Source organism: Lentzea sp. NPDC051208 (assembly GCF_040682435.1).
Taxonomy (GTDB): Bacteria; Actinomycetota; Actinomycetes; order Mycobacteriales; family Pseudonocardiaceae; genus Lentzea; species Lentzea kristufekii.
Window position 1 is genome coordinate 42,371 of the sequence record NZ_JBFBAW010000028.1, and the last position, 23,312, is coordinate 65,682.

Annotated in this window: 18 protein-coding genes and 1 tRNA gene; 8 read left to right on the plus strand and 11 right to left on the minus strand. The window is 67.8% G+C overall.

Going from position 1 to position 23,312, the window contains the following annotated elements:
* Positions 1–96: 96 nt before the first annotated feature.
* The gene (locus AB0M48_RS41390) at positions 97–4,326 is read left to right on the plus strand and encodes a GH92 family glycosyl hydrolase (protein ID WP_363853489.1); all 4,230 of its coding nucleotides are present in this window, start codon (positions 97–99) and stop codon (positions 4,324–4,326) included.
* Between the two features lie 262 nt (positions 4,327–4,588).
* On the opposite strand, the gene AB0M48_RS41395 is transcribed toward AB0M48_RS41390, so the two are convergent.
* Positions 4,589–5,497, minus strand: coding sequence for a cation diffusion facilitator family transporter (locus tag AB0M48_RS41395; protein WP_363853492.1), 909 nt, complete (start codon positions 5,495–5,497; stop codon positions 4,589–4,591).
* A 151-nt stretch (positions 5,498–5,648) separates the two neighbouring features.
* Between AB0M48_RS41395 and AB0M48_RS41400 the strand changes: the two genes are divergently transcribed.
* Positions 5,649–5,723: transfer RNA gene (locus tag AB0M48_RS41400), tRNA-Arg, on the plus strand.
* Between the two features lie 283 nt (positions 5,724–6,006).
* On the opposite strand, the gene AB0M48_RS41405 is transcribed toward AB0M48_RS41400, so the two are convergent.
* From AB0M48_RS41405 to sfnG, 5 genes are all read right to left on the minus strand, one after another.
* On the minus strand, positions 6,007–6,360 hold the full coding sequence (locus tag AB0M48_RS41405) for a hypothetical protein (RefSeq protein ID WP_363853495.1): 354 nt from the start codon (positions 6,358–6,360) through the stop codon (positions 6,007–6,009).
* Between the two features lie 475 nt (positions 6,361–6,835).
* A complete protein-coding gene (locus AB0M48_RS41410) occupies positions 6,836–7,981 on the minus strand; it encodes an LLM class flavin-dependent oxidoreductase (RefSeq protein ID WP_363853498.1) in 1,146 nt (381 codons plus the stop codon).
* A gap of 52 nt (positions 7,982–8,033) precedes the next feature.
* Positions 8,034–9,203: an SfnB family sulfur acquisition oxidoreductase gene (locus AB0M48_RS41415; RefSeq protein ID WP_363853500.1), complete on the minus strand. Its 1,170-nt coding sequence runs from the start codon at positions 9,201–9,203 to the stop codon at positions 8,034–8,036.
* On the minus strand, positions 9,200–10,417 hold the full coding sequence (locus tag AB0M48_RS41420) for an acyl-CoA dehydrogenase family protein (RefSeq protein WP_363853503.1): 1,218 nt from the start codon (positions 10,415–10,417) through the stop codon (positions 9,200–9,202). Before AB0M48_RS41420 ends, AB0M48_RS41415 begins: the two co-directional genes overlap by 4 nt.
* Entirely contained in the window at positions 10,414–11,544 is a 1,131-nt protein-coding gene (gene sfnG / locus AB0M48_RS41425; RefSeq protein WP_363853506.1) for a dimethylsulfone monooxygenase SfnG, read from the minus strand. The genes AB0M48_RS41420 and sfnG overlap by 4 nt, the downstream gene beginning before the upstream one ends.
* A gap of 259 nt (positions 11,545–11,803) precedes the next feature.
* Between sfnG and AB0M48_RS41430 the strand changes: the two genes are divergently transcribed.
* Positions 11,804–11,944 carry a hypothetical protein gene (locus tag AB0M48_RS41430; RefSeq protein WP_363853509.1) on the plus strand — a complete coding sequence of 47 codons (141 nt, stop codon included), beginning with the start codon at positions 11,804–11,806 and terminating at the stop codon, positions 11,942–11,944.
* Positions 11,945–12,227: 283 nt separating this feature from the next.
* Here AB0M48_RS41430 and AB0M48_RS41435 read toward each other — a convergent pair whose 3' ends face one another.
* Positions 12,228–13,874, minus strand: a complete 1,647-nt coding sequence (locus AB0M48_RS41435) for a DUF6880 family protein (protein ID WP_363853511.1) — start codon at positions 13,872–13,874, stop codon at positions 12,228–12,230.
* 192 nt (positions 13,875–14,066) lie between these two features.
* Between AB0M48_RS41435 and AB0M48_RS41440 the strand changes: the two genes are divergently transcribed.
* Together AB0M48_RS41440 and AB0M48_RS41445 are read left to right on the plus strand one after the other, a co-directional pair.
* Positions 14,067–14,798 carry a hypothetical protein gene (locus tag AB0M48_RS41440; RefSeq protein ID WP_363853514.1) on the plus strand — a complete coding sequence of 244 codons (732 nt, stop codon included), beginning with the start codon at positions 14,067–14,069 and terminating at the stop codon, positions 14,796–14,798.
* Positions 14,795–15,058, plus strand: coding sequence for a WhiB family transcriptional regulator (locus AB0M48_RS41445; RefSeq protein ID WP_363853517.1), 264 nt, complete (start codon positions 14,795–14,797; stop codon positions 15,056–15,058). The genes AB0M48_RS41440 and AB0M48_RS41445 overlap by 4 nt, the downstream gene beginning before the upstream one ends.
* Here AB0M48_RS41445 and AB0M48_RS41450 read toward each other — a convergent pair.
* On the minus strand, positions 15,043–15,207 hold the full coding sequence (locus AB0M48_RS41450; protein WP_363853520.1) for a hypothetical protein: 165 nt from the start codon (positions 15,205–15,207) through the stop codon (positions 15,043–15,045). The genes AB0M48_RS41445 and AB0M48_RS41450 overlap by 16 nt on opposite strands.
* A 206-nt stretch (positions 15,208–15,413) precedes the next feature.
* Positions 15,414–15,797: a hypothetical protein gene (locus tag AB0M48_RS41455; RefSeq protein WP_363853523.1), complete on the minus strand. Its 384-nt coding sequence runs from the start codon at positions 15,795–15,797 to the stop codon at positions 15,414–15,416.
* Between the two features lie 290 nt (positions 15,798–16,087).
* On the opposite strand from AB0M48_RS41455, the gene AB0M48_RS41460 reads away from it, so the two are divergent.
* Together AB0M48_RS41460 and AB0M48_RS41465 are read left to right on the plus strand one after the other, a co-directional pair.
* On the plus strand, positions 16,088–16,891 hold the full coding sequence (locus AB0M48_RS41460; protein ID WP_363853594.1) for an ABC transporter ATP-binding protein: 804 nt from the start codon (positions 16,088–16,090) through the stop codon (positions 16,889–16,891).
* A 3-nt stretch (positions 16,892–16,894) separates the two neighbouring features.
* Complete coding sequence (locus tag AB0M48_RS41465) at positions 16,895–19,399, plus strand: FtsX-like permease family protein (RefSeq protein WP_363853526.1); 2,505 nt, start codon at positions 16,895–16,897, stop codon at positions 19,397–19,399.
* 362 nt (positions 19,400–19,761) lie between these two features.
* On the opposite strand, the gene AB0M48_RS41470 is transcribed toward AB0M48_RS41465, so the two are convergent.
* On the minus strand, positions 19,762–20,418 hold the full coding sequence (locus AB0M48_RS41470) for a response regulator transcription factor (RefSeq protein ID WP_363853529.1): 657 nt from the start codon (positions 20,416–20,418) through the stop codon (positions 19,762–19,764).
* A complete protein-coding gene (locus AB0M48_RS41475) occupies positions 20,406–21,620 on the minus strand; it encodes a sensor domain-containing protein (RefSeq protein ID WP_363853532.1) in 1,215 nt (404 codons plus the stop codon). Before AB0M48_RS41475 ends, AB0M48_RS41470 begins: the two co-directional genes overlap by 13 nt.
* A gap of 291 nt (positions 21,621–21,911) precedes the next feature.
* Here AB0M48_RS41475 and AB0M48_RS41480 point away from each other — a divergent pair, with 291 nt between their 5' ends.
* Entirely contained in the window at positions 21,912–23,042 is a 1,131-nt protein-coding gene (locus AB0M48_RS41480; RefSeq protein WP_363853534.1) for a serine hydrolase domain-containing protein, read from the plus strand.
* Positions 23,043–23,312: the final 270 nt, after the last annotated feature.

The following is a 23,312-nucleotide window of genomic DNA, read 5'->3' on the forward strand; positions in this document are numbered from 1 at the left end:
GTTGCGCGACAATTCCTGTCCGCTCCCTTGACAACGATGTCACGTGCAGAAAAGGTCCCCACCAAAAGGGGCAGGTTAGGCGGCGGAAGGGTTGCAATGAGGCAACTGGGGAAGAGACGAACCAGAACTCTGTTGAGCGTTGCGATCACTGCGACACTGGTGTGCGGCGTCACCAACGGCTACGCGGCCGCCGCACCAGAGGAGCAAGGCGTGGGCTTTTCGTCGTCCTTTGAGGACGGTCAACCGCAACCGTCGTGGGTCAGCACGGTCGAGACCGACGCGGCGGGGCAGCCGAAGTCGGCGGGAGTGATCGGCTCGAGCGGCACCGGGCTGCCCGGCAACGTCGCCGACAAGGCGACCCTGGCGGTCAACGGCGAGAACGCGGGCTCGGGCGAAGGCAAGGCCGAGCTCGTCGACGGCACCACCAGCACCAAGTGGCTGGTCTTCGCCACGACCGGCTGGGTGACGTTCGACTTCGGGACGAGCGCCCAGACGATCAAGAAGTACTCGCTCTCCTCGGCGAACGACGCACCGGAGCGCGACCCGAGGGACTGGACGCTGCAGGGCTCGAACGACGGCACGAACTGGACCGTCCTCGACACCCGCGCCGGCGAGAACTTCACCGACCGGTTCCAGACCAAGGTCTACGACATCGCCTCCCCGGCGTCGTACCGGCACTACAAGCTCGACATCACGGCGAACCACGGCGCGAACATCGTGCAGCTCGCCGAGGTCGAGCTGTCCGACGGCACGACGACGCCCCCGGCGCCGAACATGCGCAGCCTCGTCGGCACCGGCCCCACCGGCGGCTACACGGCCAAGTCACGGGTCGGCTGGACGGGCGTGAAGGCGTTCCGCGCCCAGGGCAAGCACACGACCGAGGGCCGTGCGTACAGCTACAACAAGGTCTTCGACGTCGACGTCCCGGTCAACGCCAAGACCGAGCTGTCGTACATGATCTTCCCGGACTTCATCACCGACAACCTGAACTACCCGAGCACGTACTCGTCGGTCGACCTCGCGTTCTCCGACGGCACGTACCTGAGCGACCTCAAGGCCGTCGACCAGCACGGCGCGACGCTGTCGCCGCAGGGCCAGGGTGCGGGCAAGTTCCTGTACGCCAACCAGTGGAACAAGGTGGCGTCCACGATCGGCGCCGTCGCCGCGGGCAAGACGATCAAGCGGATCCTGGTCGCCTACGACGGCCCGAAGGGCCCGACGGAGTTCGGCGCCTGGTTCGACGACATCCGCATCGGTGACGTCGTCACGAAGCAGTACGCGAAGCCTTCGGACTACGTGCTGACCACGCGTGGCACGAACTCGAACGGCTCGTTCTCGCGGGGCAACAACTTCCCGGCGACCGCCGTGCCGCACGGCTTCAACTTCTGGTCGCCGATGACCAACGCGGGTTCGATCTCCTGGTTGTACGAGTACCAGCAGCGCAACAACGCGCAGAACCTGCCGACGTTGCAGGCGTTCACGACCTCCCACGAGCCCAGCCCGTGGATGGGTGACCGCCAGACGTTCCAGGTCATGCCGTCGGACAAGGCTCCGACGCAGGACCGCGCGCTGCGGGCGCTGCCGTTCAAGCACGACAACGAGGTCGCGAAGGCGCACTACTACGGCGTGACCTTCGAGAACGGCATGAAGACCGAGATCGCGCCGACCGACCACGCGGCGGTCTTCCGGTTCACGTTCGCCGACACGGGCGAGAAGAACCTGGTGTTCGACAACGTCAGCAACCTCGGTGGTCTCACCCTGGACGCGGCGAACGGCGTCGTCACGGGCTACTCGGACGTCAAGAGCGGCCTCTCCACCGGCGCGACCCGCCTGTTCGTCTACGGCAAGGTCGACAAGGCGGTCACGGCGAGCGGCCGGCTCACCGGCGCGGGCCGTGACAACGTGGGCGGCTACTTCTCGTTCGGCGACAAGACCGTCGAGCTGCGGATCGCCACCTCGCTGATCTCCGTCGACCAGGCTCGGGCCAACCTCGAGCAGGAGGTCTCGGCGTCCGACACGTTCGACGCCGTGCGCGACCGCGCGCAGGCCGCGTGGGACAAGATCCTCGGCGTCATCTCGGTCGAGGGCGCGTCCGAAGAGCAGCTGATCACGCTGTACTCCAACATGTACCGGCTCTACCTCTACCCGAACTCGGGCTTCGAGAAGGTCGGCGACAAGATCCAGTACGCGTCTCCGGTGTCGCCGCCGGTCGGGGAGAACACGCCCACGAAGACGGGCGCGAAGATCGTCGACGGCAAGGTCTACGTCAACAACGGGTTCTGGGACACCTACCGCACGACCTGGCCCGCCTACAGCCTCTTCACGCCGAGCAAGGCGGGCGAGATGGCCGAGGGCTTCGTCCAGCAGTACAAGGACGGCGGCTGGATCTCGCGCTGGTCCTCCCCCGGTTACGCGGACCTGATGACGGGCACGAGCTCCGACGTGGCGTTCGCGGACGCGTACCTCAAGGGCGTCTCGAACTTCGACATCAAGGCGGCCTACGACGCCGCGGTGAAGAACGCGTCCGTCGTGCCGCCGAGCAACAACGTCGGCCGCAAGGGCATGGACCGGTCGATCTTCCTCGGCTGGACCGGCAACGACCAGCTGCACGAGGCGTGGTCGTGGGCGATCGAGGGCTACCTCAACGACTTCGGCATCGCGTCGATGGCGAAGGCGCTGCACGAGAAGACGGGCGAGAAGCGGTACGCCGAGGAGCACGAGTACTTCCTCAACCGCGCCCAGAACTACGTGCTGACGTTCGACAAGCGGATCGACTTCTTCCAGGGACGCAACGTCGACGGCTCGTGGCGCGTCGAGGACCCGGCGAAGTACAACCCGCAGGACTGGCGCTACGACTACACCGAGACGAACGGCTGGAACATGGCGTTCACGGTGCCGCACGACGGGCAGGGTCTCGCGAACCTGTACGGCGGGCGGGACAAGCTGGCGCAGAAGCTCGACTCGTTCTTCACCCTGCCGGAGACCGCGAAGTTCCCCGGCGGCTACGGCGGCGTGATCCACGAGATGATCGAGGCGCGGGACGTGCGGATGGGCCAATACGGCCACTCCAACCAGCCGTCGCACCACATCGCCTACATGTACAACTACGCGGGCAAGCCCTCGGGCACCCAGGAGAAGGTGCGCGAGATCCTGTCGCGCCTGTACGTGGGCTCGCAGCAGGGCCAGGGCTACGCGGGTGACGAGGACAACGGCGAGATGTCGGCCTGGTACCTCTTCTCGTCGCTGGGCTTCTACCCGCTGCAGATGGGCAAGCCGGCCTACGCGATCGGTTCGCCGCTGTTCACCAAGGCGACCGTGAAGCTGGAGAACGGCAAGAAGCTCGTCATCAACGCGCCGAAGAACAACGCGAAGAACATCTACGTGCAGGGCGTGAAGGTCAACGGCAAGACGTGGAACAAGACGTCGCTGCCGCACGACCTGCTCTCGGCCGGCGCCACGATCGACTTCGACATGGGTCCGAAGCCTTCCGCGTGGGGCACGGGCGTGAACGACGTGCCGGACTCGATCACCAAGGGTGACGCGGTCCCGACGCCTCTGCGGGACGTCGCCTCCGGCGTTGCTGTCGGTGCGCTCGTCGACAACGACTCCTCGACCTCCGCAGTGGTGAAGTCCTTCGACTTCAAGGCAGCGGACGCGAAGGAGAAGGCGGAGTTCTACACGCTGACCAACGGCAAGACGGGCACGTCGCCGTCGGCGTGGGAGCTGAAGGGCTCCTACGACGGCAAGACGTGGTCGACGGTCGACAAGCGATCCGGTGAGAACTTCCAGTGGCAGCAGTACACCCGGTCGTTCAAGATCGCCTCGCCGGGCCGGTACAACTTCTACCGGCTGGAGTTCTCCGGCGACGTGACGCTGGCCGAGTTCGAGCTGATGTCGAAGCCGCTGCCCGCCGCCACCACCACGGTGACGGGCGCGGTCAACGGTCCGCTGCAGGTCACGGGTGTGACCTATGTGGACGGTGCCACGATCAGCGGCCCGGTCACCGTGCAGAAGGGCGCCACGCTCTACGTCTTCGGCGGCGAGATCAAGGGCCCGCTGTCGGCGGCCGACGCGGCGTCCGTGGTGCTGGTCGGCACGAAGGTCGGCGGCCCGGTGACGGTGCACGGTTCTTCGGCGGAAGTCGCGGTGGAGAACACCTCTGTCGGTGGCCCTGTGTCACTGACGTCGAACAAGACCAGGTCAGTCGTGGCGGCCACCTCGGTCGGCGGGCCGTTGTCCTGCACGGGCAACGACCCGGCGCCGTCGAACAACGGCTTCGCGAACGACGTGAAGGGTCCGAAGGCAGGACAGTGCGCTGGGCTGTAGTGCGCAACTGACCTTCACGCAGACGAGGAAGGCCGCGTTCCGTCACGGAACGCGGCCTTTCCCGTTCACCTGAAAGGATCTATCCCTTTCAGACATACTTCGGTGAGATCTTGGCAGCTCGTGTGCGGTGACTGGGGAGGCTGTTGTGGTGCCGTTCGAACGAGGCCGTGTGTGGGTGGCGGTGCCGCAACCCGGGCTTCCCGTCGTTACGTCACGGACCGGAGCGCAGTCCACCAAGGACGGGATCCGCGACCTGCCCGGCTCACCACGAAAGCTGCCGGCACCGCTGCGCTGACGAGCCGCCCTCGACCTGCAACGTCGCGTGCTCGATGTGGTACTTGGTCGCCAGCAACGACTGCGCGGCCTTGAGCACGTTCTCGTGGTCGGCGTCCTTCGCGGTGGCGAGGTGCGCCGAGCACACCTCCATGCCACTGGTGAGCGTCCACACGTGCAGGTCGTGCGCCTCGGTGACCCCGGGCAGCTCGGTCAGCGCCTTCTGCATCTCGGTGACGTCCAACCGCTCCGGCGCGTGCTGGAACAGGATGTGCAGCGCGTTCTTGGCCAGCGTGTACGTCCGCGGCAGCACCCACACGCCGATCAGCACACCCATGATCGGGTCCGCGTACTTCCAGCTGGTGGTGATCGTGACCAGCGCGGAGATGAGCACACCCACCGACCCGATGAGGTCGGCCAGCACCTCCAGGTACGCACCCCTGACGTTGATGCTGTCCTTGGCGCCTTCCCTGAGGACGCTGAAGGAGACGAGGTTGGCCGCGAGCCCCAGCGTCGCGGCGATGAGGACGGGCCATCCCGGCACGCTGGGCGGGTCCTGGAACCTGCCGACCGCCTCGTAGATCACGTACCCGGCCACCCCGAAGAGCAGCACGGCGTTGGCCAGCGCGGCCAGCACCTCGGCACGGTAGAAGCCGAACGTGCGGTTCTTCCCGGCCCTGGCCCTCCTGGCGACCATGATCGCGGCCAGGGCCATGCCGACCCCGAGCACGTCGGTGAGCATGTGAGCGGCATCGGAGATCAAGGCGAGCGAGGACGTCGCGAACCCCACGACGAACTCCACCACCATGAAGACCGCGCCGATGCCGAACGCGATCCAGAGCTTCCCGGCGTGCTGCCCGCTCGCCGACGCTGATCCGTGTCCATGGCCGTGACCCATGCTTCGGAACATATAGCGACATGCGCATGAGTGCAATCCGGAGCATTCCCCGCCAGGGGTGTTGGTGACGGAGGCCACGCTCCGGGGTGCTATCGGGGGTAGGTGTGAAACACAGTCGCGTGCGTGCGCTAGGATCTTCCACATAGCTACGGCCCCCGTAGCTCAGGGGATAGAGCACCGCCCTCCGGAGGCGGGAGCGCAGGTTCGAATCCTGCCGGGGGCACCAAAGACGAAGGCGATTCGTGTTCGCGGACAGCGCGAACCGGGTCGCCTTCGGGCGTTTTCTGGGGGCAAGCCCCCAGACCCCAGCCGGGGGCAAGCCCCCGGACCCCCATCGTGGGTCGGGACCGTCTGTGCGGCGCCCTGCCGGGGGCACCAGATCGATCAAGCGTTACCGCAGTTCAGCACTGTTCCCCTTACAAGGTCGAGACAGGGACGGCAACACAAATCCCCAGTTCAGGCCCGTTCCCGATCGTTTCCTACGGGGGACGCGCGTCATGTCAGCCGTTTCAATGGCCGACCGCCTCGCCTATGCGTTCGCTGGCCCTGGCGCTCCGCAAGCCGGGGCCGTTGTCGCGGCAGTGACCACCGCGCAGATCCGCGAGGTCGTGCAACGGCTCATCACCGCCGGACAGTGACGCGAGGGCGACCGGGAGATCCTGGTTGTGCTCGATGTCGGCTACGACGCCCCGCGCATCACTCGCCTGCCGGACGATCTGCCGGTGCAGTTCCTCGGCCGGATGTGTGCTGCGCCGCCACTGCGGCCCTGCCCTGGCCCCAGCCGCCCCGCCCGCCACAGCGGCGAGTTCGTCTTCGGCGACCCGGCCACCTGAGGACCGAGCAGACCGCACGACCACCGGCATCCGCCTCTACTGCACAGCCACCGCACAAGCATGGGACCGGCTGTATCCCGAGCTCACCGGACGAGCGGCCTGGACCGACAAGGACGCTGCCGATCATCCAGGACACGGTGATCCGGCTGACCGTTCAGCGAGTGCCACACGGCGGCGAGGCGAAACCGGTATGGATCATGGTGGTCACAGACGCCTGCGACGCCGACGTCGCCGCTGCTGCTGGCAAATGTTCCTGCGCCGCTTCGACATCGAGCACACCTCCGTCTGCTCAAGCAGACCCTGGGCCGGACTGTCCCGAAGCTGCGCGCCCGAGGGGCCGACCGCTGGACCTGGCTGATGATCATCGGGCACACCCGGCTCCGGCTCGGGGCCGACGCGGATTTCGCAACATCCGCGCAACGATGACCTCTTCAGAGGGTGCACCGAAAACCTCCCACCCAGGACCCGGACGGCCACCCGGCGCCAAGGCGTGAGCAGTCGCAGTTCAAGGTACGGGCACGAACGGGACGACAGCCTTCGGCGAGGTGAACGGAGCAGGGTGGCGCCACAGGCCGCGGCGCTCCAGCAACGGCAGGACACCCTCGCCGAACCAGTAGGCCTCCTCAAGATGCGGGTGCCCGGAAAGGACGAACTCGGTGATGCCCGCAGCGTGGTACTCGGCGATGCGCTCGGCCACCTCCGCGTGGCTGCCGACGAGGGCGGTGCCCGCCCCGCCCCGGACGAGGCCGACACCCGCCCACAGGTTGGGAGACACCTCCAGGGCGTCCGTCGTGCCACCGTGCAGGGCACGCATGCGCCGCTGGCCCTCGGAGCCGCTGCGGGCAAGGCCGTCCTGGACGCGGGCGATGGTCGCCGGATCGAGTGCGTCGAGGAACCGCTGTGCTTCGGCCCACGCTTGTTCGGACCGATCACGGCTGATGACGTGCAGCCTGATGCCGAAACGTGGCTGCCTGCCGAGCGGGGCGGTGGCGGCACGAACGGCGGCGATCTTCTCGGCGACCTGGCCGGGAGGCTCACCCCAAGTCAGGTAGACGTCAGCGTGTTCGGCCGCCACGCTGATCGCCGCCGGGGAGGAACCTCCGAAGTAGATGTCGGGCACCGGATCGGGGGTACGGGTCAGTGCGGCGCCGCTGACCGTCAGGTGCTCACCCACGTGATCGACCCGGTCACCGCGCCACAGGGCCCGCACGATGGAGAGGAACTCACCGGTACGCCGATAGCGTGCGTCCTTGTCGAGAAAGTCGCCGTAGGCGCGCTGTTCGTCGTCTTCTCCCCCTGTGACGACGTTGAGCAGCAGACGACCCGCCGAGTGCCGCTGGAAGGTGGCGGCCATCTGCGCCGCCAGGGTCGGGCTGACCAGACCGGGCCGGAAGGCCACGAGGAACTTCAGTCGTTCGGTGTCGGCGACCAGCATGGCGGTGGTCAGCCACGCGTCCTCGCACCAGGCGCCCGCCGGGGTGAGCGCTCCCTCGAACCCGAGTTGCTCGGCGCTTCGGGCGATCTGACCGAGGTAGGCGAGCGTCGCGGGACGGTCGCCCCCGGCGGCGGTGGTGGCGACGCCGTGTCCGCCACCGACGAGGTAGCGGCTGTCGCCGTAGGTCGGCAGGAACCAGTGGAACGTGAGCGACATCGGATCCTCGTCAGGGTGTCGGAAGAGGTGGCGCGGACGTGCTGGTGGCGGCTCAGATCAGGCCGTGGCGCGGAGGTGCGGTGCCGTTCAGCGCGTAGCGGCCGATGTGCTGCACCTTCCAGCGCACCGGATCGTGCAGGGTGTGGGTGCGCGCGTTGCGCCAGTGACGGTTCAGGTTGAGGCCCTCGGCAGCCGCGCGGGTGCCCGACAGCTCGAACACGGCGCTGGCGGCCGCCAGCGCCGCGGGCTCGGCGAACGCCTTGGCCGTGGCGACCGCGATGGAGGCCGCCGCGGCACTGCTGTCGGTGAGCTCGGCTGCGGCGTCGTCCAGCGCCGCGCCTGCCTCGCGCAGGAGCGCCTCGGCCGCCCGCACCTGGATCTCGAGCTCACCGAATCGCTGAATGGTGAGCGGGTCGTCGGCGGCTCGCTCGACGTCCGCCTCGGCCCACGGCCTGCTGTGGTGCCGGACGAACTCGGCGGTGTCGTCGAGGGCCCCACGGGCGATGCCCACCTCGATGGCCGCGTGGATCGCCTGTGCCCGCGCGCCGTGCAGTTGCGGAGCGGTGAAGGTGAGGTAGTGCGGCAGGACGTGCTCAGGCGGGACCGCGACGCCGGTGAGTTCGACGGTGCCGCTGGCGGTCGTGCGCTGTCCCATTCCGTCCCAGTCGTCGAGGACCCGGACCCCTGGCGCGTCGCTCGGGACGAAGGCGACCACGAGGTGTTCCTCGTCGTCCTTGGCCAGCACGGGAATCCAGTGCGCGAACAAAGCTCCGGTCGCGTAGTGCTTCACGCCGTCGAGGACGAACCGGTCGCCGTCGCGGCGCAACCGGGTCCGGTAGTCCTGCGCGTGCCGGGTTCCCTTCTCCGACTGCGCGTTGCCGAAACGCCTGCCCTCAAGTACTTCCGCGAAGAAGAACTCCCGCTGTCCGGCGTCCCCCCGCTCGCGCACGACGTTGACGTAGGCGAAGTGGTTCTGCGGGATCTGGGCGATGTTCGGATCACCGACGGCAAGTATCCGGAACACCTGCAGCACGGTGGTCCACGGCAGGTCGGCGCCGCCGTGCTTCGCCGGCACGGTGATGGCCAGCAGGCCGGAGGCGGACAGGTCGTCCACCTCGGCACGGGGAAGCCGCCGCTGGGCATCGCGCTCGGCGGCGTGGACGGCGAAGCGCCCGGACAGCGCGACAGCTGTCCGGATCGCCTCGTCGGCAGTGGAGATCACGTGTACCACGTGGGCTCCGGGATCTCCCCCAGCAGTGCGTACCGGCCGACCTCGGCGCGCTTGTACGCGATCGGGTCGTGCAGGCTGTGCGTGCGGAGGTTGCGCCAGTAAATGTCGAGTCCGACCGAGTTGGCGCTGGCGCGTGCACCGGTCAGCTCGAACACTCGCGTTCCAATCTCCAGGCCCGTGTCGACGGCGCGCTGTTTGGCCGCGGCGATGACCACCGCCGCCTCTCCGCGTTCCTGCGCGGTGACGGTGTCCGGGTGGCCGTTGATTCGCTCAATGGCCTCGGCGGCCCGCTCGGCGAGCGCCTCAGCCGCCCATAGCTTGGCCTGGAGGTCCCCGTAGCCCTCGACGATGTAGAACTCCTCACCGGCGGACTCCTTGTTGTCACCGCCGTAGGGCCACGGGCGCGTCCTGTCGCGCGTGTAGGCGGTGGCCGTGGCCAGTGCCCCCTTGGCGATGCCGAGATAGAAGTTGGTGAACACCAGCTGGATCAGCGGCACGTTGAGGGTGTTGTACGTTCGGGGCTGGAACTCCTTGCCGACGTATCCCGCCGCCTGCTCCCACGGGACCCGTACGCCGCGGATCTCCACACTGCCACTCTCGGTCAGCCTCTGTCCGAGGTTGTCCCAGTCGTCGCCGAAGACGATCCCGGGCTGGCTGGAAGGCACGATCGCGAAGATGTGCTTGTCGGTGCCCTCCAGCACTCCCTCCAGCACCGTCACGTCGGAGACCTTGCTGCCGGTCGAGAACGACTTCCGTCCGTTGTAGACGATCGTGTCGCCTTCGTCGGTGATGGTGAGGTCGTTGTCACGCGGGTTCACCGCGCCGCCGAAGAACCACCGCTCCCGCGTGGCCTGTTCTTCTACGGCGGCGATCTGGCCGGGGGTGGCGACCAGGCGGGCGGCCCAGAACCAGAGGTAGTGGTAGCCGATGAGCTGGCCGATGGATCCATCACCTGCGGCGATCTCGCGGATGACCCGGTACGCGGTCGTCCAGTTCTGTCCGCCGCCACCGTGCTCGACCGGGCCGAGCAGGGTGACGAGGCCGGAGTCCTTCAGCAACTGGATCTCGGCGTGCGGCGTCTGCCCGGCGCGGTCGCGGTCGACGGCGTCGGTGGCGAGGACGGTGGCGACCTCGCGGGCGCGGGTGAGCCAGCCTGCGGCGTCGGTGGGAATCGTGGCGAAGGCAGGAGATTGGGTGGTGGTCACGGTCGTACTCCGATCGGCTCGGGCGTGGCGGCGGAGGAGTCGGCTTCTGCTTCGAGCTGCCGCACGATGGGCAGCACGTGCTTGCCGAAGTAGGCGACTTCCTCGTGGTAGTGCAGGAAGCCCAGCAGCAGGAGGTCGACGCCACGCCGCTTGTACTCGAGGATGCGGTGGGCGATCTGCTCCGGCGTACCGATGAGCCGGGAACGGAAACCGTCGTTGTACTGGACCAGGTCGTCGAACGACGAGTCCGCCCACATGCCCTTCTTGTCGGCGGTCGAGCTGCCGGCCTGCTGGACGGCGTCCCGGAAACCGTGCACGGCCTCGGTGTCCGCCTTGGCGACGACCTCCCGCAGCGTGTCCCTGGCCTCCGCCTCGGTATCGCGGGCGATCAGGAAGCCGTTGAGTCCGAATCGGACGGTTCGACCGTGGCGCGCGGCCCCCTCGTTGACCTCGGCGATCTGTTCGCTGATGCCGTCGAAGTCCTTGCCGTTGCTGAAGTACCAGTCCGACACCCGGCCCGCCATCGCCCTGGCAGCGCTGGAGTTGCCGCCCTGGAAGATCTCCGGATGGGGGCGACCCGGAGCGGTCAGCGGCTTGGGTTTGAGGTCGTATCCTCGCAGCCGGTAGAAGTCGCCGGCGAACGTGGCGGACTCCTCGGTCCAGCTGGCGCGCAGCACACGGATGAACTCCTCCGCGCGCCGGTATCGCTCGTCATGTTCCAGCCACGGCTCACCGAGCGCGGTGAACTCGCCCTTGAACCAGCCGCTCACCACGTTGACCGCGGCACGGCCACCGGAGAGGTGATCCGCGGTGGCGACGAGCTTGGCGAGCACGGCCGGGTGCCACAGCCCAGGGTGCACCGCGGCGATCACTTTGAGTCGCTGGGTGGCCAGCAACAGCGCGAGGCTGAAGCTCGTGGACTCGTGCTGGTACGCCGCACCGTAGCTGGCCATGTAGCGCACCTGGCTGAGCGCGTAGTCGAATCCGTTGTTCTCCGCGAGCACGGCGAGCTCACGGTTGTACTCGTAGGACCAGTCGGTCCGCTGCTCGATCTTGCTGACGACGAGACCTCCACTGACGTTCGGAACCCAATAGGCGAACTTCAGTGGTTCTCTGTTTTCGGGCACGGTGAAACTCCAGAGCCGGAGGAGCGATGTCCGCAAGGACGGGACGCGGGGAACTGCCTCAGAATCGACACCCCTGAGCCCACACGCGTCCGAGGTCGATGTGCCTACGACGGGTCAGGCCGACCCCCGTGCCGCACATCTCGTGACCACTCATGAGCCGATCGTGGCAGTACCACACTGCCAGGAAAAGGTCGTCCAGATGACGAGAACAACTCCGCCACCGACACGATTCCGCAGAGGTCGACAATTGCGGGTCGCCATGAATGAGCCTCTGGTCAGGCCGCACGCACACGTTCACGACCCGTCCGCCGACATCACCGGCTGGAAACCGCGGCTGAACCACGACCGCCCGGTGCCGGAGTTCCGCTGGCTTTCGGCTTTGCAGACCGCGAAGCACTGACACACGCTGACGCTCAGGTCGCAGCTTGAACACGACGCCCGACTCCACGCAGCGGAGCCGCCGCCAGCAGCAATGCAACAACATAGATGTCGCTTCGAAATCAGCCTCGTTGACGGCGCCCAAGCTGAGCGCCTGCATCCAACAGGCTGCGGCGATCCGCGACGTAATGCCGTGACACCACCGAAACGGGAGCAGTGCGCCACCACACGCGAGCGCCACCTGACTATTACAAGACGGAACCGGCCTGCGCGATCACCCGCATCTCAGACGTGTGCTCGGCTGGTCAGGGCAAGTGGGCCCAGTCGAGTTCCTGGCGCAGAGCCCACTTCGTGCGGTGCGCGTCGCGCACCGCGGCCATGTGGTCGGAGAAGTCGTCATCGCGGCCGCAGCGGGAGAACAGAACCCTGGCCTCGGCGAGCAGACGAACCGCCGCCCGGTAGGAGTCGCGGTCGCGGCGTTCGATCGCCTGGTCCGCGGCACGGAGCAGGATCGGGATGGCGTCGGCCGGGTGGTTCGCGGCACGGGCACGCGCGAGGCGGAGCCACAGACCTTCCGAGCAGCCGCCGTCGACCGCGGCCTGCCAGGCGGCCTCGATCTCGTTGTCTTCCAACAGGATCTCCACCAGCGTCGAGCGGCCTGGCGACCAGGACCCCTTGGCGGGCGGTGCGTCGGCGAGGAACGCCAGCGCGCGTTCCCGCCAGGGTGGGAAGCCCTCGGCGGTGGCCTGCTGGAGCACGCGGAAGGACTCCAGAGTCGGGCGTTCGGTGAAGTTCGCCCACAGCAACTCACCCGCCTGATCACGCCTGCCCGCGCGCACGTGGATCTCGGCAGCCAGACAACGAAGACGAAGGTCAGGTTCGAAGTCGGACATGCCGCGTTCCAGCCAGGTCAGCGCCTCGTCGTCACGGCCGTCGGCGCACAGCCGCTCGGCGATGCGGAGCACGTCGTAGGCGCTCGTCACATCCCGGGCCAGCACCTCGATCAGTCCATCCGCCCCTCCCGACGACTCCCCCAGGCTCTCCATCAGGTGGCTGATGACGAAGCGTCGGGCGCTGTAGTCGTTCGGCTTCTTCGGCGGCAACTTCCGCCACGCCTGCTCGACGAGTTCCCGGTACCGTGCCAAGCCTGCTGAGCCGAGAACCTCCTCGTACGCAGGCAGCACGTCGAGGAACACCTCGTACTCGCTGCTCACCGCACGCGTGACCAGACGCTCGGCCAGCTCCACCGGGTCCGGCGAGCCCGCCTCGCACGCCGCCAGGTGGATCTCCTCCACGCGGGCGATCGCCTCGGACAATCCGCCGTCGGAGTCGTCCACCCGCTCGGCCGAGGACTCCAGCAGGTCCAGCGCGTACTCGGCGAGGGTGATCGCAGCGTCGGCGAATCCGGATCCGACCAGTCGTTCGACTTCGTCCAGAGCCTCACCGACGTGCATGAAGTAGCCGTACGCCCCGCCGTAGTCGACGAAATCGGGGATGTCGATGGCGCGTTCAAGACGGTCTCTGATGTCCCGGTCGTCGAACGCGTTCTTCTGCCCGGCCGCGGCGGCGAGCCGGGCACGCAGCACGCGATCGGATTTCGCGGCCGTCATCAGCTGCTCGATCAGCCACTCCTGATCACAACCACGCAAGAACAACCGCAACCGCTTGTCCGACAACGGCTTCGCACGCGGCTCCCCCACCTCACCGCCTAGCTCCAGCCACGCCAGCGAAGTAGCGACGCAGTGCTTGCAGAACGCGCCGTCGGCTCCATACGGGCAGGAACAACGCCCGTGCAAGCCTTTCGGCGTGACATCGAGCCGCACGCGATAAGTCCGGGTGCCGTCCACCGTTGCGGTCACGGTCGCCCCGTCCACCGTGACCCGCCGAACCTGGCCAGCCGCGAAGTACCGCTCTCCTCGCTCGAACGACCTCGCGTCAGCCAGCTTCCGCACCGTGCTCCTGCTCACCGCCACGGCTGGTCATCATGCCAAACACCCGCAAGGAGCGGTTCCAACGCCAACCGCACCTCCACCGAGCCACATCAGCGACACGCCACCCTTTTTGGTGAATCCTTTCCATCAGACGCTGCAGGAGGCGGATTTGGCGGTGAGATGGTCCCTCGCCCCGGAAAGGCACCTTCCCCGATGACCTCGCTCTCCCCCTCGCACCTGGACGTGATCGAACAGCGGTTCCTCGCGATGACCGCCGGCCCGCAGCCGTTGACGCTCGACTGCGCGGCACTTGGATGCGGCCTACCCGACGAGGAGCTGCCTCTGGACCGCGTGCGCGTACTGCTCCTCAAGCGACAGACGAGCTGGGTGAGCAAAGACGCCGTGTGGAAGGAACTCGTCCGAAGGGCACACGCGGCACCCGAACCCTGGACCACCATCGCTGCCGCCATGATGATGCCCGGCCTCAAGCACATCGCAGGAAAGCTGGGCACCCGCTTCTGCGGTGACCGCAACGACCTGGACTCCGAGATCCGCGAGGGCTTCCTCCAAGCGCTCGACGTGGCCGACGTACGGTCGCCGAAGATCTTCGGGCAGCTCTACTGGGCAGCCTTCCGACGCGGCCACGAAGCGTGCAACAGCGAAAGGCGACGCGCCATGTCTCGGTCCGAACTCGCCGACACCGCGATCGACGCCCGCACAGCCGACGGACATCCGGACCTCGTCCTCGCAGGAGCCATGCTGTCCGGTGTCATCACACCGCACGAAGCCGACCTCGTCTCCGATGTGCTCCTCGACCACGGAGACCGGTCAACCGCGGCCAAGCGGCGCGGCATAAGCCGCCACCAGGTGGCAGCGCAGCTCAACACCGCCTCCCGCCACCTCGCTGACTACCTCCTCGGCGGTCCCCTCCGTCCAGCGGCATGACCACGCACATCGCGCTGCGTGCACCGAAGTGGCAGGTGCACGCAGCATGCCGAAACGCAGACCGAGAAGTCGACTGGATCGACACCGAGCCGGGAAGCGCGGCCACAGCGGACCGCAAAGCGATCTGTCGCCTATGGCCAGTCCGCCTCACCTGTGCCATCACGGCACTCACCACTGACGAGAGCTACGGCGTGTGGGGCGGCATGGATCAAGCCGACCGGGAAGCGCTCAGACATGCTGAGGTTCAGGTCGCAGCATGAACACAACTGCCGACTCCAAGCAGCAGACCCGTCGCCAGCAACATGAAGCCGTGGACGTCGTCTTCCAGATCAACCTCGTTGACGGCGCCGATGCTGAGCGCCTCGGACTGCAACAGGCGGCCGCCATCCGCGACGTAGTGCTGTGGCACCACCGAAACGGTAGCGCGGCACCACACGCGAGCGCCACCTGACCACTACCCAAGGAAACCCGCCTGCGTCGCGTTACCTAGTCAGGCACCAACTCGACCTAAGCAGCTTGACTTTCATCAAATAGGCTCAGGTGACTTTCACATGCAGCTCGACGAGCACCCAGGAAATCGTGGTGACCACTCGTGATGAACGGGCATTGGCCGCTTCAGTTCCGCGAATCCTCACGGTACTTGCGGTAGTTGAAGAACAGGGCGATGCCGCTGGCGATGGCGATCAGTCCGAAAGCGGCGCTGATGTAGAGGCTCAGACCGAAGGCTTGAGCGGCAAAGTTGGCCGCGACGCTGACTACCAGAACCGTCGCGAGCAGGGCTCGGCTGTGGGTGGGCGAGAGGTTCATGACGAAGAAGTTAGTTGTGTTCGCCAACGTCGCCGATACCGCAGGCTCCCAAGTGTCAGGTAGAGCAGGCTGCACCTCGATTCTGTGCGTTGGTGCGATGAGTTCGAAGCGCAGCAGGACTTTGCTCGGTTCCGCGAGCTCGTGTGCCGTCGTCAGGCCCACGGTGGCCAGGGTTTCCTGCTTGCCAGTCACCGGCTCGAGCAGCGGACTACGTCGCTCTGGTGCGTTGTGCGCGGAGAGGGACCGGCTCTGAGTCACCTGCTTTCATGTCCGCCACCGACCGGCTTGCCGACTCCGCCGTTGTCGGTCAGCTGATGTCACGCCGATGACGTCCGTGTCGTCGAATCCAGGCTGGGATTGTTGCGGAGCAAAAGGTACAGCCTGCGCTACCAGTGATCACCTGCTGCCTGGGTCGTTCCGGCGGGCGGGCGAGATTACCGTCCTGCCTGGGAAATCGACGAATAGGACCTCGGGTTTTTGTGATGTCAATCCATGATGTGCAAGTTGACGGGACTTCTGGTGCGGGCGTTGCCAAGCCCGCGCCGGCGGTGCGGGTTCAGGGCCTGAGAAAGGTCTACGGCGCGGAACTGCAGGCGGTGACTGCCCTTGCGGGTGTCGATGCGATGTTCGAGCGTGGCACGTTCACCGCGGTGATGGGGCCGTCCGGTTCGGGCAAGAGCACGTTGCTGCAGACGGCGGCGGGGCTGGACCAGCCGACCGGCGGCCAGGTGTGGGTTGGCGACACGGAGTTGTCGCGACTGTCGGAGACCGATCTGACGAAGCTGCGGCGTTCGAAGATCGGGTTTGTCTTTCAGGCGTTCAACCTCATCGGAGCGTTGACGGTGCGGGAGAACATCGTGTTGCCGTTGCAGCTGTCGGGAAAACGCGCCGACGCCGCATGGGTGCGGCAGGTCGTCGATCGGGTCGGGTTGACTGATCGGCTGTCGCACCGGCCGTCGGAGCTGTCCGGCGGTCAGCAGCAGCGGGTCGCGATCGCGCGGGCGTTGGCGACGCGCCCGGAGGTCATCTTCTGCGACGAGCCGACCGGTGCGCTGGACACCCAGACCGCGGGCGAGGTGCTGAGCCTGCTGCGTTCGGTGGTGGACGAGGCGGGGCAGACGGTGATCATGGTGACGCACGACCCGGTGGCGGCGTCGTACGCGGATCGTGTGATGGTGCTGGCCGACGGCCAGATCGTGCACGACATGCCGCAGCCGGGTGCGGAACGCATCGCGGAGCAACTGGCCTTGCTGGGCCGCCGTCAGCGCGTCACGCAGGAGCGCTGACCGATGCTGAAGCTGGCTGCGAAGATGCTGCGCCACCGCAAGGGCAGCGCGGTCGCCACCCTGCTGGCCTTGACGGCCGGAGTGGTGCTCTTGATGTCGATGGGACTGCTCGTGGAGTCCGGCCTGCGGTTCGAGGCCGCGGCGAAGCGCTACGCCGCAACGGACGTCGTCGTCGCCAATCGCGACATCACGCTCACGACGAGCGATGAGGAGAAAGTCACCGTAGAGCTGCCTGAAGGGGGCACTGTCCCGGCCTCGATGGTCGAGCAGTTCCGGCAGCTACCGGGTGTGGCCACGGTGGTGGGTGACACGTCGGTGACGGCGATCCTGGAGAACGGCGGGGCCACCGGACATGGGTGGAGCAGCACGGTGCTGACCCCCTACCGGCTGGTTTCGGGTGCCGAGCCGAAGAAGGCGGAGGAGGTCGCGCTGGATGAACGCGTGGCCGGTTCGGTAGCGCCCGGAGACGAGGTCCCGATCCTGATCGAGGGGACGGCGCGCGTGTACCGGGTCAGCGGCCTCGTGCGCAACGCCGGCCCCAGGGCTGGCCCCGACGCGTCGCCCGAGGTGTTCTTCACCGACGAGCACGCGGCGGCCCTGTACCCGCGGCAGGGCCGGGTCGACGCCGTCGGCATCATCGCTGAGCCGGGTGCCTCCAACGCCGCACTGGTCGCCGACGTGCGCAAGCTGGCCACCGAGGCCGGTTTCAAGGCCTACGCCGGCGCCGAGCGCGGACTGTTGGAACAGTCCGCGGACCTGGCGGCCAGCGACATGCTGGTCCAGCTCGGCATTGTCTTCGGCGGATTCGTGGCGCTGCTGGTGATGTTCGTCGTGGCCGGAACCATCGGCCTTGCGGTCCGGCACCGGCGACGCGACCTCGCCTTGCTCCGGGCCGTCGCCGCGACCCCAGGCCAGATCGCCCGGTTGATCCTCACCGAGGTGGGGCTGCTCAGTCTGTTGTCGGTCGTGATCGGTGTGCCCTCTGGCTGGTTCGCCACCCGATGGGTGCGCGGGGAACTGGTCGACCGCGGGTTCATCCCGAACACGTTCCTGTTCAGCGACGGTGCACTGACCGCGGCCGCCGTGGTGGGGGCGACAATGGCGGTGGCGGTGGGGGCCGCGCTGATCGCCGCCCGTCGGACAATGCTGATCCGCCCGACAGAGGCGCTCGGCGAGATCGCCGTGGAACCCACTCGGAACAGCAAGATCCGGCTGTTCGTCGGGTTCGCCACCCTGGCCGGTGCCATCTACCTGACCACGCTCAGCACGACGCAGAAGGGTAACGCTGCCCTCGGCACCGCGCTCGGCATGCTGTCCGCGCTCATCCTCGCGGTCGCCCTGCTCGCCCCCTGGATCAACCGGACGGCTGCCCGGCTGCTCGGCCCGGTGCTGCGTGCGGCGTGGGGCGACAGCGGCTACCTGGCCGCGGCGAACCTGCGCGGCAACGCTCAGAGCATGGTCACCGTACTGACCGCACTGGTGCTGACTGTCGGCCTCGGTGGCTCGATCTGGTTCCTCCAGGACAACCTGCTACGACAGACCGTCACCCAGACCCGCGCCGGGATGCTCGCCCAGCACTCCGTGGGCTCCGCCGCCGGCCTGCCTGAGACCGCTCTCGCGGAAATACGCGAGATTCCCGGCGTGGTGGCCGCCACAGGAGTGCGGAACACCTCGATCATCCTCGCCGGGAGCGGGGAGAGCGGCGGTGTGCAGGCCGTCGATCCGGATGGCGTCGAGCACACCATGGATCTCCAGGTTCGCAGCGGAAGCCTGTCCGACCTGCGCGGGTCCGCCATGGCGGTGTCGGCCCTGCAAGCCGATTCGAACGGCTGGAAAGTCGGTGACCAGGCCGAGGTGCGGCTCGGCGACGGCACACCGGCCACGCTGCGCATCGTCGCGATCTACGGCCGGGGCATAGGCTTCAACGACTTCACCGTCACCAAGGACGTCATCGCCGGCCACACTGCCTCGACCGGCTACGAGCGGATCCTCGTCCGCGCCGAACCGGGCACCGACATCACCACCGCCCTGGCCGACGTCACCGGCCGGTACCCCGGCAGCACCGTGACGAACACGGCCGGGCACGCCGGCCAGCTTGCCAACGATCTGGCGCTCAGCGCCTGGTTGAACAAGCTGCTGATGGGCATCATGATCGGTTTCGCCGCCATGGCCGCCGCCAACACCATGGTCATGGCCGCTCTCACCCGTGGCCGTGAACTGGCTTCACTGCGCATGGTCGGCGTCACCCGGAAGCAGTTGAAAAGGATGGTCCACGCGGAACAGTCCGGCCTGCTCGGCGTTTCCCTGCTCATCGGTGGAACCATCGCGGCAATCACATTGGTATCGGTGGTGCGCACTCTCACCGGGCAGAGCGTTCCCTACGTCCCCCCGCTGGGATGGGTGTCCATCATCGGCGGCACGACGCTGCTCGCCCTGCTCACCACCATCCTGCCCACCGCACGACTGCTCCGCGTCCCGCCGATCGCCGGCATCGGCGTCAAGGAGTAGCGGTCACCGGGGACGGCAGAGGTCCCGGATCCAGTTGAACGACAACCGACGGGCGTGCACGCATCGCGAGGACGCCCGTCGGTCGTCATCGTCAAGCGTGCGGCCGAAAAGGACGCTGACGGCGGCGTTCGGAGCCCCGTGCCACAGGTACACGTCGATCGCCTTCACCGCCCGCGGCTGGATTCGGTCCACAGTCGTGGGGAACTCGGTTCGCACCCGTAGCCGGGGCCGGTTGCTCGGCCAGGATGACGCGCCACACGTCTCACGCTTCTGGTCTCACGAGCCCCTCTGCCGAAGCCGAGGTGGCGACGGTCGATCGCCGCAGCGTGACTCCGCTCGCCGTGGTGACCGGCGAACCGGCGCTATCTGGGTCCGGTGCCTTCGAGGTAGCGCAGGACCGCGGTGACGCGCCGGTCGGCCCGGTCGTCGGGTGCGAGGTCGAGTTTCGCGAAGATGCTGCGGATGTGCTTGTGCACTCCGCCTTCGGTGATGACGAGCTTCTCGGCGATGGCGATGTTGCCGAGGCCTTGGGCCATGAGCGCGAGCACGTCTCGTTCCCGTGGGCTCAGCCGGCCCAGCGCGCCAGTGTTCGGGTTGCGGGCCAGTAGCTGGCCCACCACCTCGGGGTCCACGGCGGTGCCGCCGCTGGCCACCCGGTGCAGCGCGCTCAGGAACTCGTCGACCCTCCCGACGCGTTCCTTCAGCATGTAGCCGAGCCGGCTGGCGCCGCCGGTCAGCAGTTCGGTGGCGAACGTCTGCTCCACGTACGCGGAGAGCACGAGCACCGCGAGGCCGGGCTGCCGCCGCCGCGCTTCGACGGCCGCCAGGATCCCCTCGTCGGTGTGGGTGGGGGGCATCCGCACGTCGACGATGGCGACGTCCGGCTGGTGTTCTGCCACCGCGGCCAGGAACGATCCCGGCGTGTCGGTGGTGGCCACCACGTCGAGCGACTCGGCGCGCAGCAGCAGCGCCAGCCCTTCGCGCAGCAGGAGGTCGTCTTCCGCGATCACGATCCGCACGGCAGCTCCACTCGCATCGTCGTCGGCCCACCGGCGGGGCTGTCCAGGGTGAAGCGCCCGTCGTAGGCCTCGATCCGCCGGCGGATGCCGGCCAGGCCAGACCCGCCGTTCTCGTCCGCGCCGCCCCGGCCGTCGTCGTCGATCCGCAGCATCAGCCGATCGCCTCGCCTGGCCACCTGCACCGCGGCGGTCGTGGCGCCGCTGTGCTTGGTCACGTTGGAAAGAGCTTCGGCGACCACGAAGTACGCGGTGGCCTCGACGGAGGCGGCGCAGCGGCCCGGTACGTCCACCACCAGCTCGCACGGCACGCCGCAGCTGCCTGCGAGGCCGGCCAGGGCGCCGGCGAGCCCGCGGTCGGCGAGCACCGGGGGCAGGATGCTGCGGGCCACGGCACGCAGTTCGGAAAGCGCTTGCTCGGCGGCGTCCTGGGCTCGGTCCAGCGCGGCGTGGGCCGTGGCGGGATCTCGGTCCACGGCCCGCCGGACGGCGCCGAGCAGCACGTTCACCGTGACGAGCCGGTTCTGCGTGCCGTCGTGCAGTGACCGTTCGATGCGGCGCAGTTCGGCAGCGTGCGCGTCGAGGGCGGCGGCACGGGTGGCGGTCAGCTCGGCGATCCGCAGCGAGAGGTCAGCACCCGGCGGAGGCGCCAGCAGGTGCCGGCCCGGCCACTCCTGCACCCGCATGAGCGCTGGCCCGAACGCGACGATGAGGGCGCCGCAGAGCACGCCGGCCATCCCGACGGCCCAGGGACCCTTGACGGTCCAGAAGAAGAAGCTGGGAGCGTTGTCCTCGGGCGGCAGCAGGTGGTACCAGAACGGGTAGGTCGTGTTCTGCAGCATCGTGACCGGCAGCGCGAGCCCCATGAACCCGACGGAAAAGCCGACCGTGGCGTGCAGCGGCAGCCAGGCCAGCTCACGCCGCACGGTCACATCGCGCAGCACGGCGCGCAGCGCGGCGCGCGTCTCGCGCGGCACCGGGCCGGGGGCGAGAACATCGAGCCTGACCCGTTCCCGGTTCGCGCCCGCCCGTAGCAAACGCAGGGCGGAGGGCACCAGGAGAACGCCGACACCGACACAGCCGAGCAGCGCGACCACGCCGATCCAGACGAGGACGGCCATCGCGAGCAACGCCGTACCCAGGCCGCCTATCAGGCGCGCAACGGCATCGAGCGACGCCCACAGGCGCTGCCACACCCGTGTCATCCCACCTCCCGAGCCGGGACCCTATCCGATCAACGCAATTCCACATCGGATCGAGTCGGCTTGCCCGTCGCCGCCGACCCACCAGGACAAGGGCAGTCCCGGCCTGGTGGTGCTGCCACTACCTCCGTTGTTCAGCGAGCTGGATTGTCCACTTGGGAGGAGATGAGCAGCCTGGACTCAGTCGGTCATCGCAAGACCGACGTTCGTGGAACCCAGGAGTTGGCTGCATTGTTCAGATTATCTTCCCAGCGATATCGATCTTCTTCCTCGGGGTATCGCCGTGCGGCCGCCGTGACGGCGGCGGCGGCGGTCGCGGCGGGCGGTCTCGCGTTCGCCGGCACGGTCCCCGCCGCCCAGGCCGAGCCCCGCGGCGATGCGGTGCAGCAGAGCATCGACAAGCTCGTCGGTGTCGACCGGCATCCAGGAGCGTTGGCGGCTGTCCGGGACAATCGTGGCCGGACCCGCCACTACACGGCCGGGGTCGGTGACCTGCGGACCGGCGCAAAGGTGCCGGCGAACGGCAGGGTGCGGCTCGGCAGCGCGAGCAAGATGTTCGCTTCCGTGGTCGTGCTGCAGCTCGTCGGGGAGGGCAAGGTGGAGCTCGACGCGGCGGTCGAGAAGTACCTGCCGGGCCTGATGCGGGCCAAGGGCGTGGACGCCTCCAGGATCACGGTTCGCCAGCTGCTCCAGCACAACAGCGGCCTGCCCGACTACACCGAGACGATGTTCGCGCCCTTGGGCGACTTCTTCCCTTACCGGCACGTCTACCTCGACCCGCGCGAACTGCTCGACCTGGCGAACGCCCGGGAGGACGGCGGCCCCGCCGGCGGCGGTTGGTCCTACAGCAACACGAACTACGTCCTGGCCGGGCTGATCGCCCAGCGGGTCACCGGCCGCCCGTTCAACGAACTGGTGACCACCAGGGTCATCGAGCGGATCGGTCTGCGCGACACGTACGCACCCGAGGTCGGCGAACAGGACATCCGCGGCCGGCACCCCAAGGGCTACCAGCGCACCATCGCGACCCGCGAGCTGGTCGACTTCACGCGGATGGACCCGAGCTGGGGCTGGGCGGCCGGCCAGCTGGTCGCCACGCCCGCCGACCTCAACACGTTCCTGCGCGCGCTGCTGGACGGCAAGTTGCTCGAACCGGCCCAGCTGGCCCAGATGCGCACCACCATCCCGACAGATCCGGTGTCGGGACAGGGCTACGGACTCGGCATCTTCAGCATGCCGTTGAGCTGTGGGAAGGTCGCGTGGGGCCACGGCGGCGACATCCCGGGCTACTCGACCCTCAACGCCGCCACCGACGACGGTCGCGCGACGACTCTCGTCGTCACCTCGCTCAACGGATCGGTGAACGACAAGTCCGTCTCCGCGGACCGAGCCGCTCTCGTCGACGCGACGTTGTGCGCCAAGTGAACGCCGGTCGAAGAGGCAGCTCCTGAGTCTGGAAAGTCACTTGGTACCAGGGGTTCTGGCGTGGCGCGTTGTCGCATCACGCCAGAACCCCTTTGCGCTGTGTGTTACTCCGGTGGGATCTGGGTTGGTCGACGACCGACCGGAGGTAGTGCTGGCTGTACCGGAGTTGTGCAGTACGTGGGATCGCGAGAGCACCGGGACGGTGGCGAAACTGTGCGTGTCAGTGCTAACAGTCCAATTCGGAGAGTGTGCCTTGCCGAAAGATCAGAG

Coding starts and splice junctions, on each gene's coding strand:
- AB0M48_RS41390 (WP_363853489.1), top strand. CDS start 97: ATGAGGCAACTGGGGAAGAGACGAACCAGAACTCTGTTGAGCGTTGCG.
- AB0M48_RS41395 (WP_363853492.1), bottom strand. CDS start 5,497: ATGGGTCACGGCCATGGACACGGATCAGCGTCGGCGAGCGGGCAGCAC.
- AB0M48_RS41405 (WP_363853495.1), bottom strand. CDS start 6,360: ATGCCGGTGGTCGTGCGGTCTGCTCGGTCCTCAGGTGGCCGGGTCGCC.
- AB0M48_RS41410 (WP_363853498.1), bottom strand. CDS start 7,981: ATGTCGCTCACGTTCCACTGGTTCCTGCCGACCTACGGCGACAGCCGC.
- AB0M48_RS41430 (WP_363853509.1), top strand. CDS start 11,804: ATGAATGAGCCTCTGGTCAGGCCGCACGCACACGTTCACGACCCGTCC.
- AB0M48_RS41440 (WP_363853514.1), top strand. CDS start 14,067: ATGACCTCGCTCTCCCCCTCGCACCTGGACGTGATCGAACAGCGGTTC.
- AB0M48_RS41445 (WP_363853517.1), top strand. CDS start 14,795: ATGACCACGCACATCGCGCTGCGTGCACCGAAGTGGCAGGTGCACGCA.
- AB0M48_RS41460 (WP_363853594.1), top strand. CDS start 16,088: ATGTCAATCCATGATGTGCAAGTTGACGGGACTTCTGGTGCGGGCGTT.
- AB0M48_RS41465 (WP_363853526.1), top strand. CDS start 16,895: ATGCTGAAGCTGGCTGCGAAGATGCTGCGCCACCGCAAGGGCAGCGCG.
- AB0M48_RS41475 (WP_363853532.1), bottom strand. CDS start 21,620: ATGACACGGGTGTGGCAGCGCCTGTGGGCGTCGCTCGATGCCGTTGCG.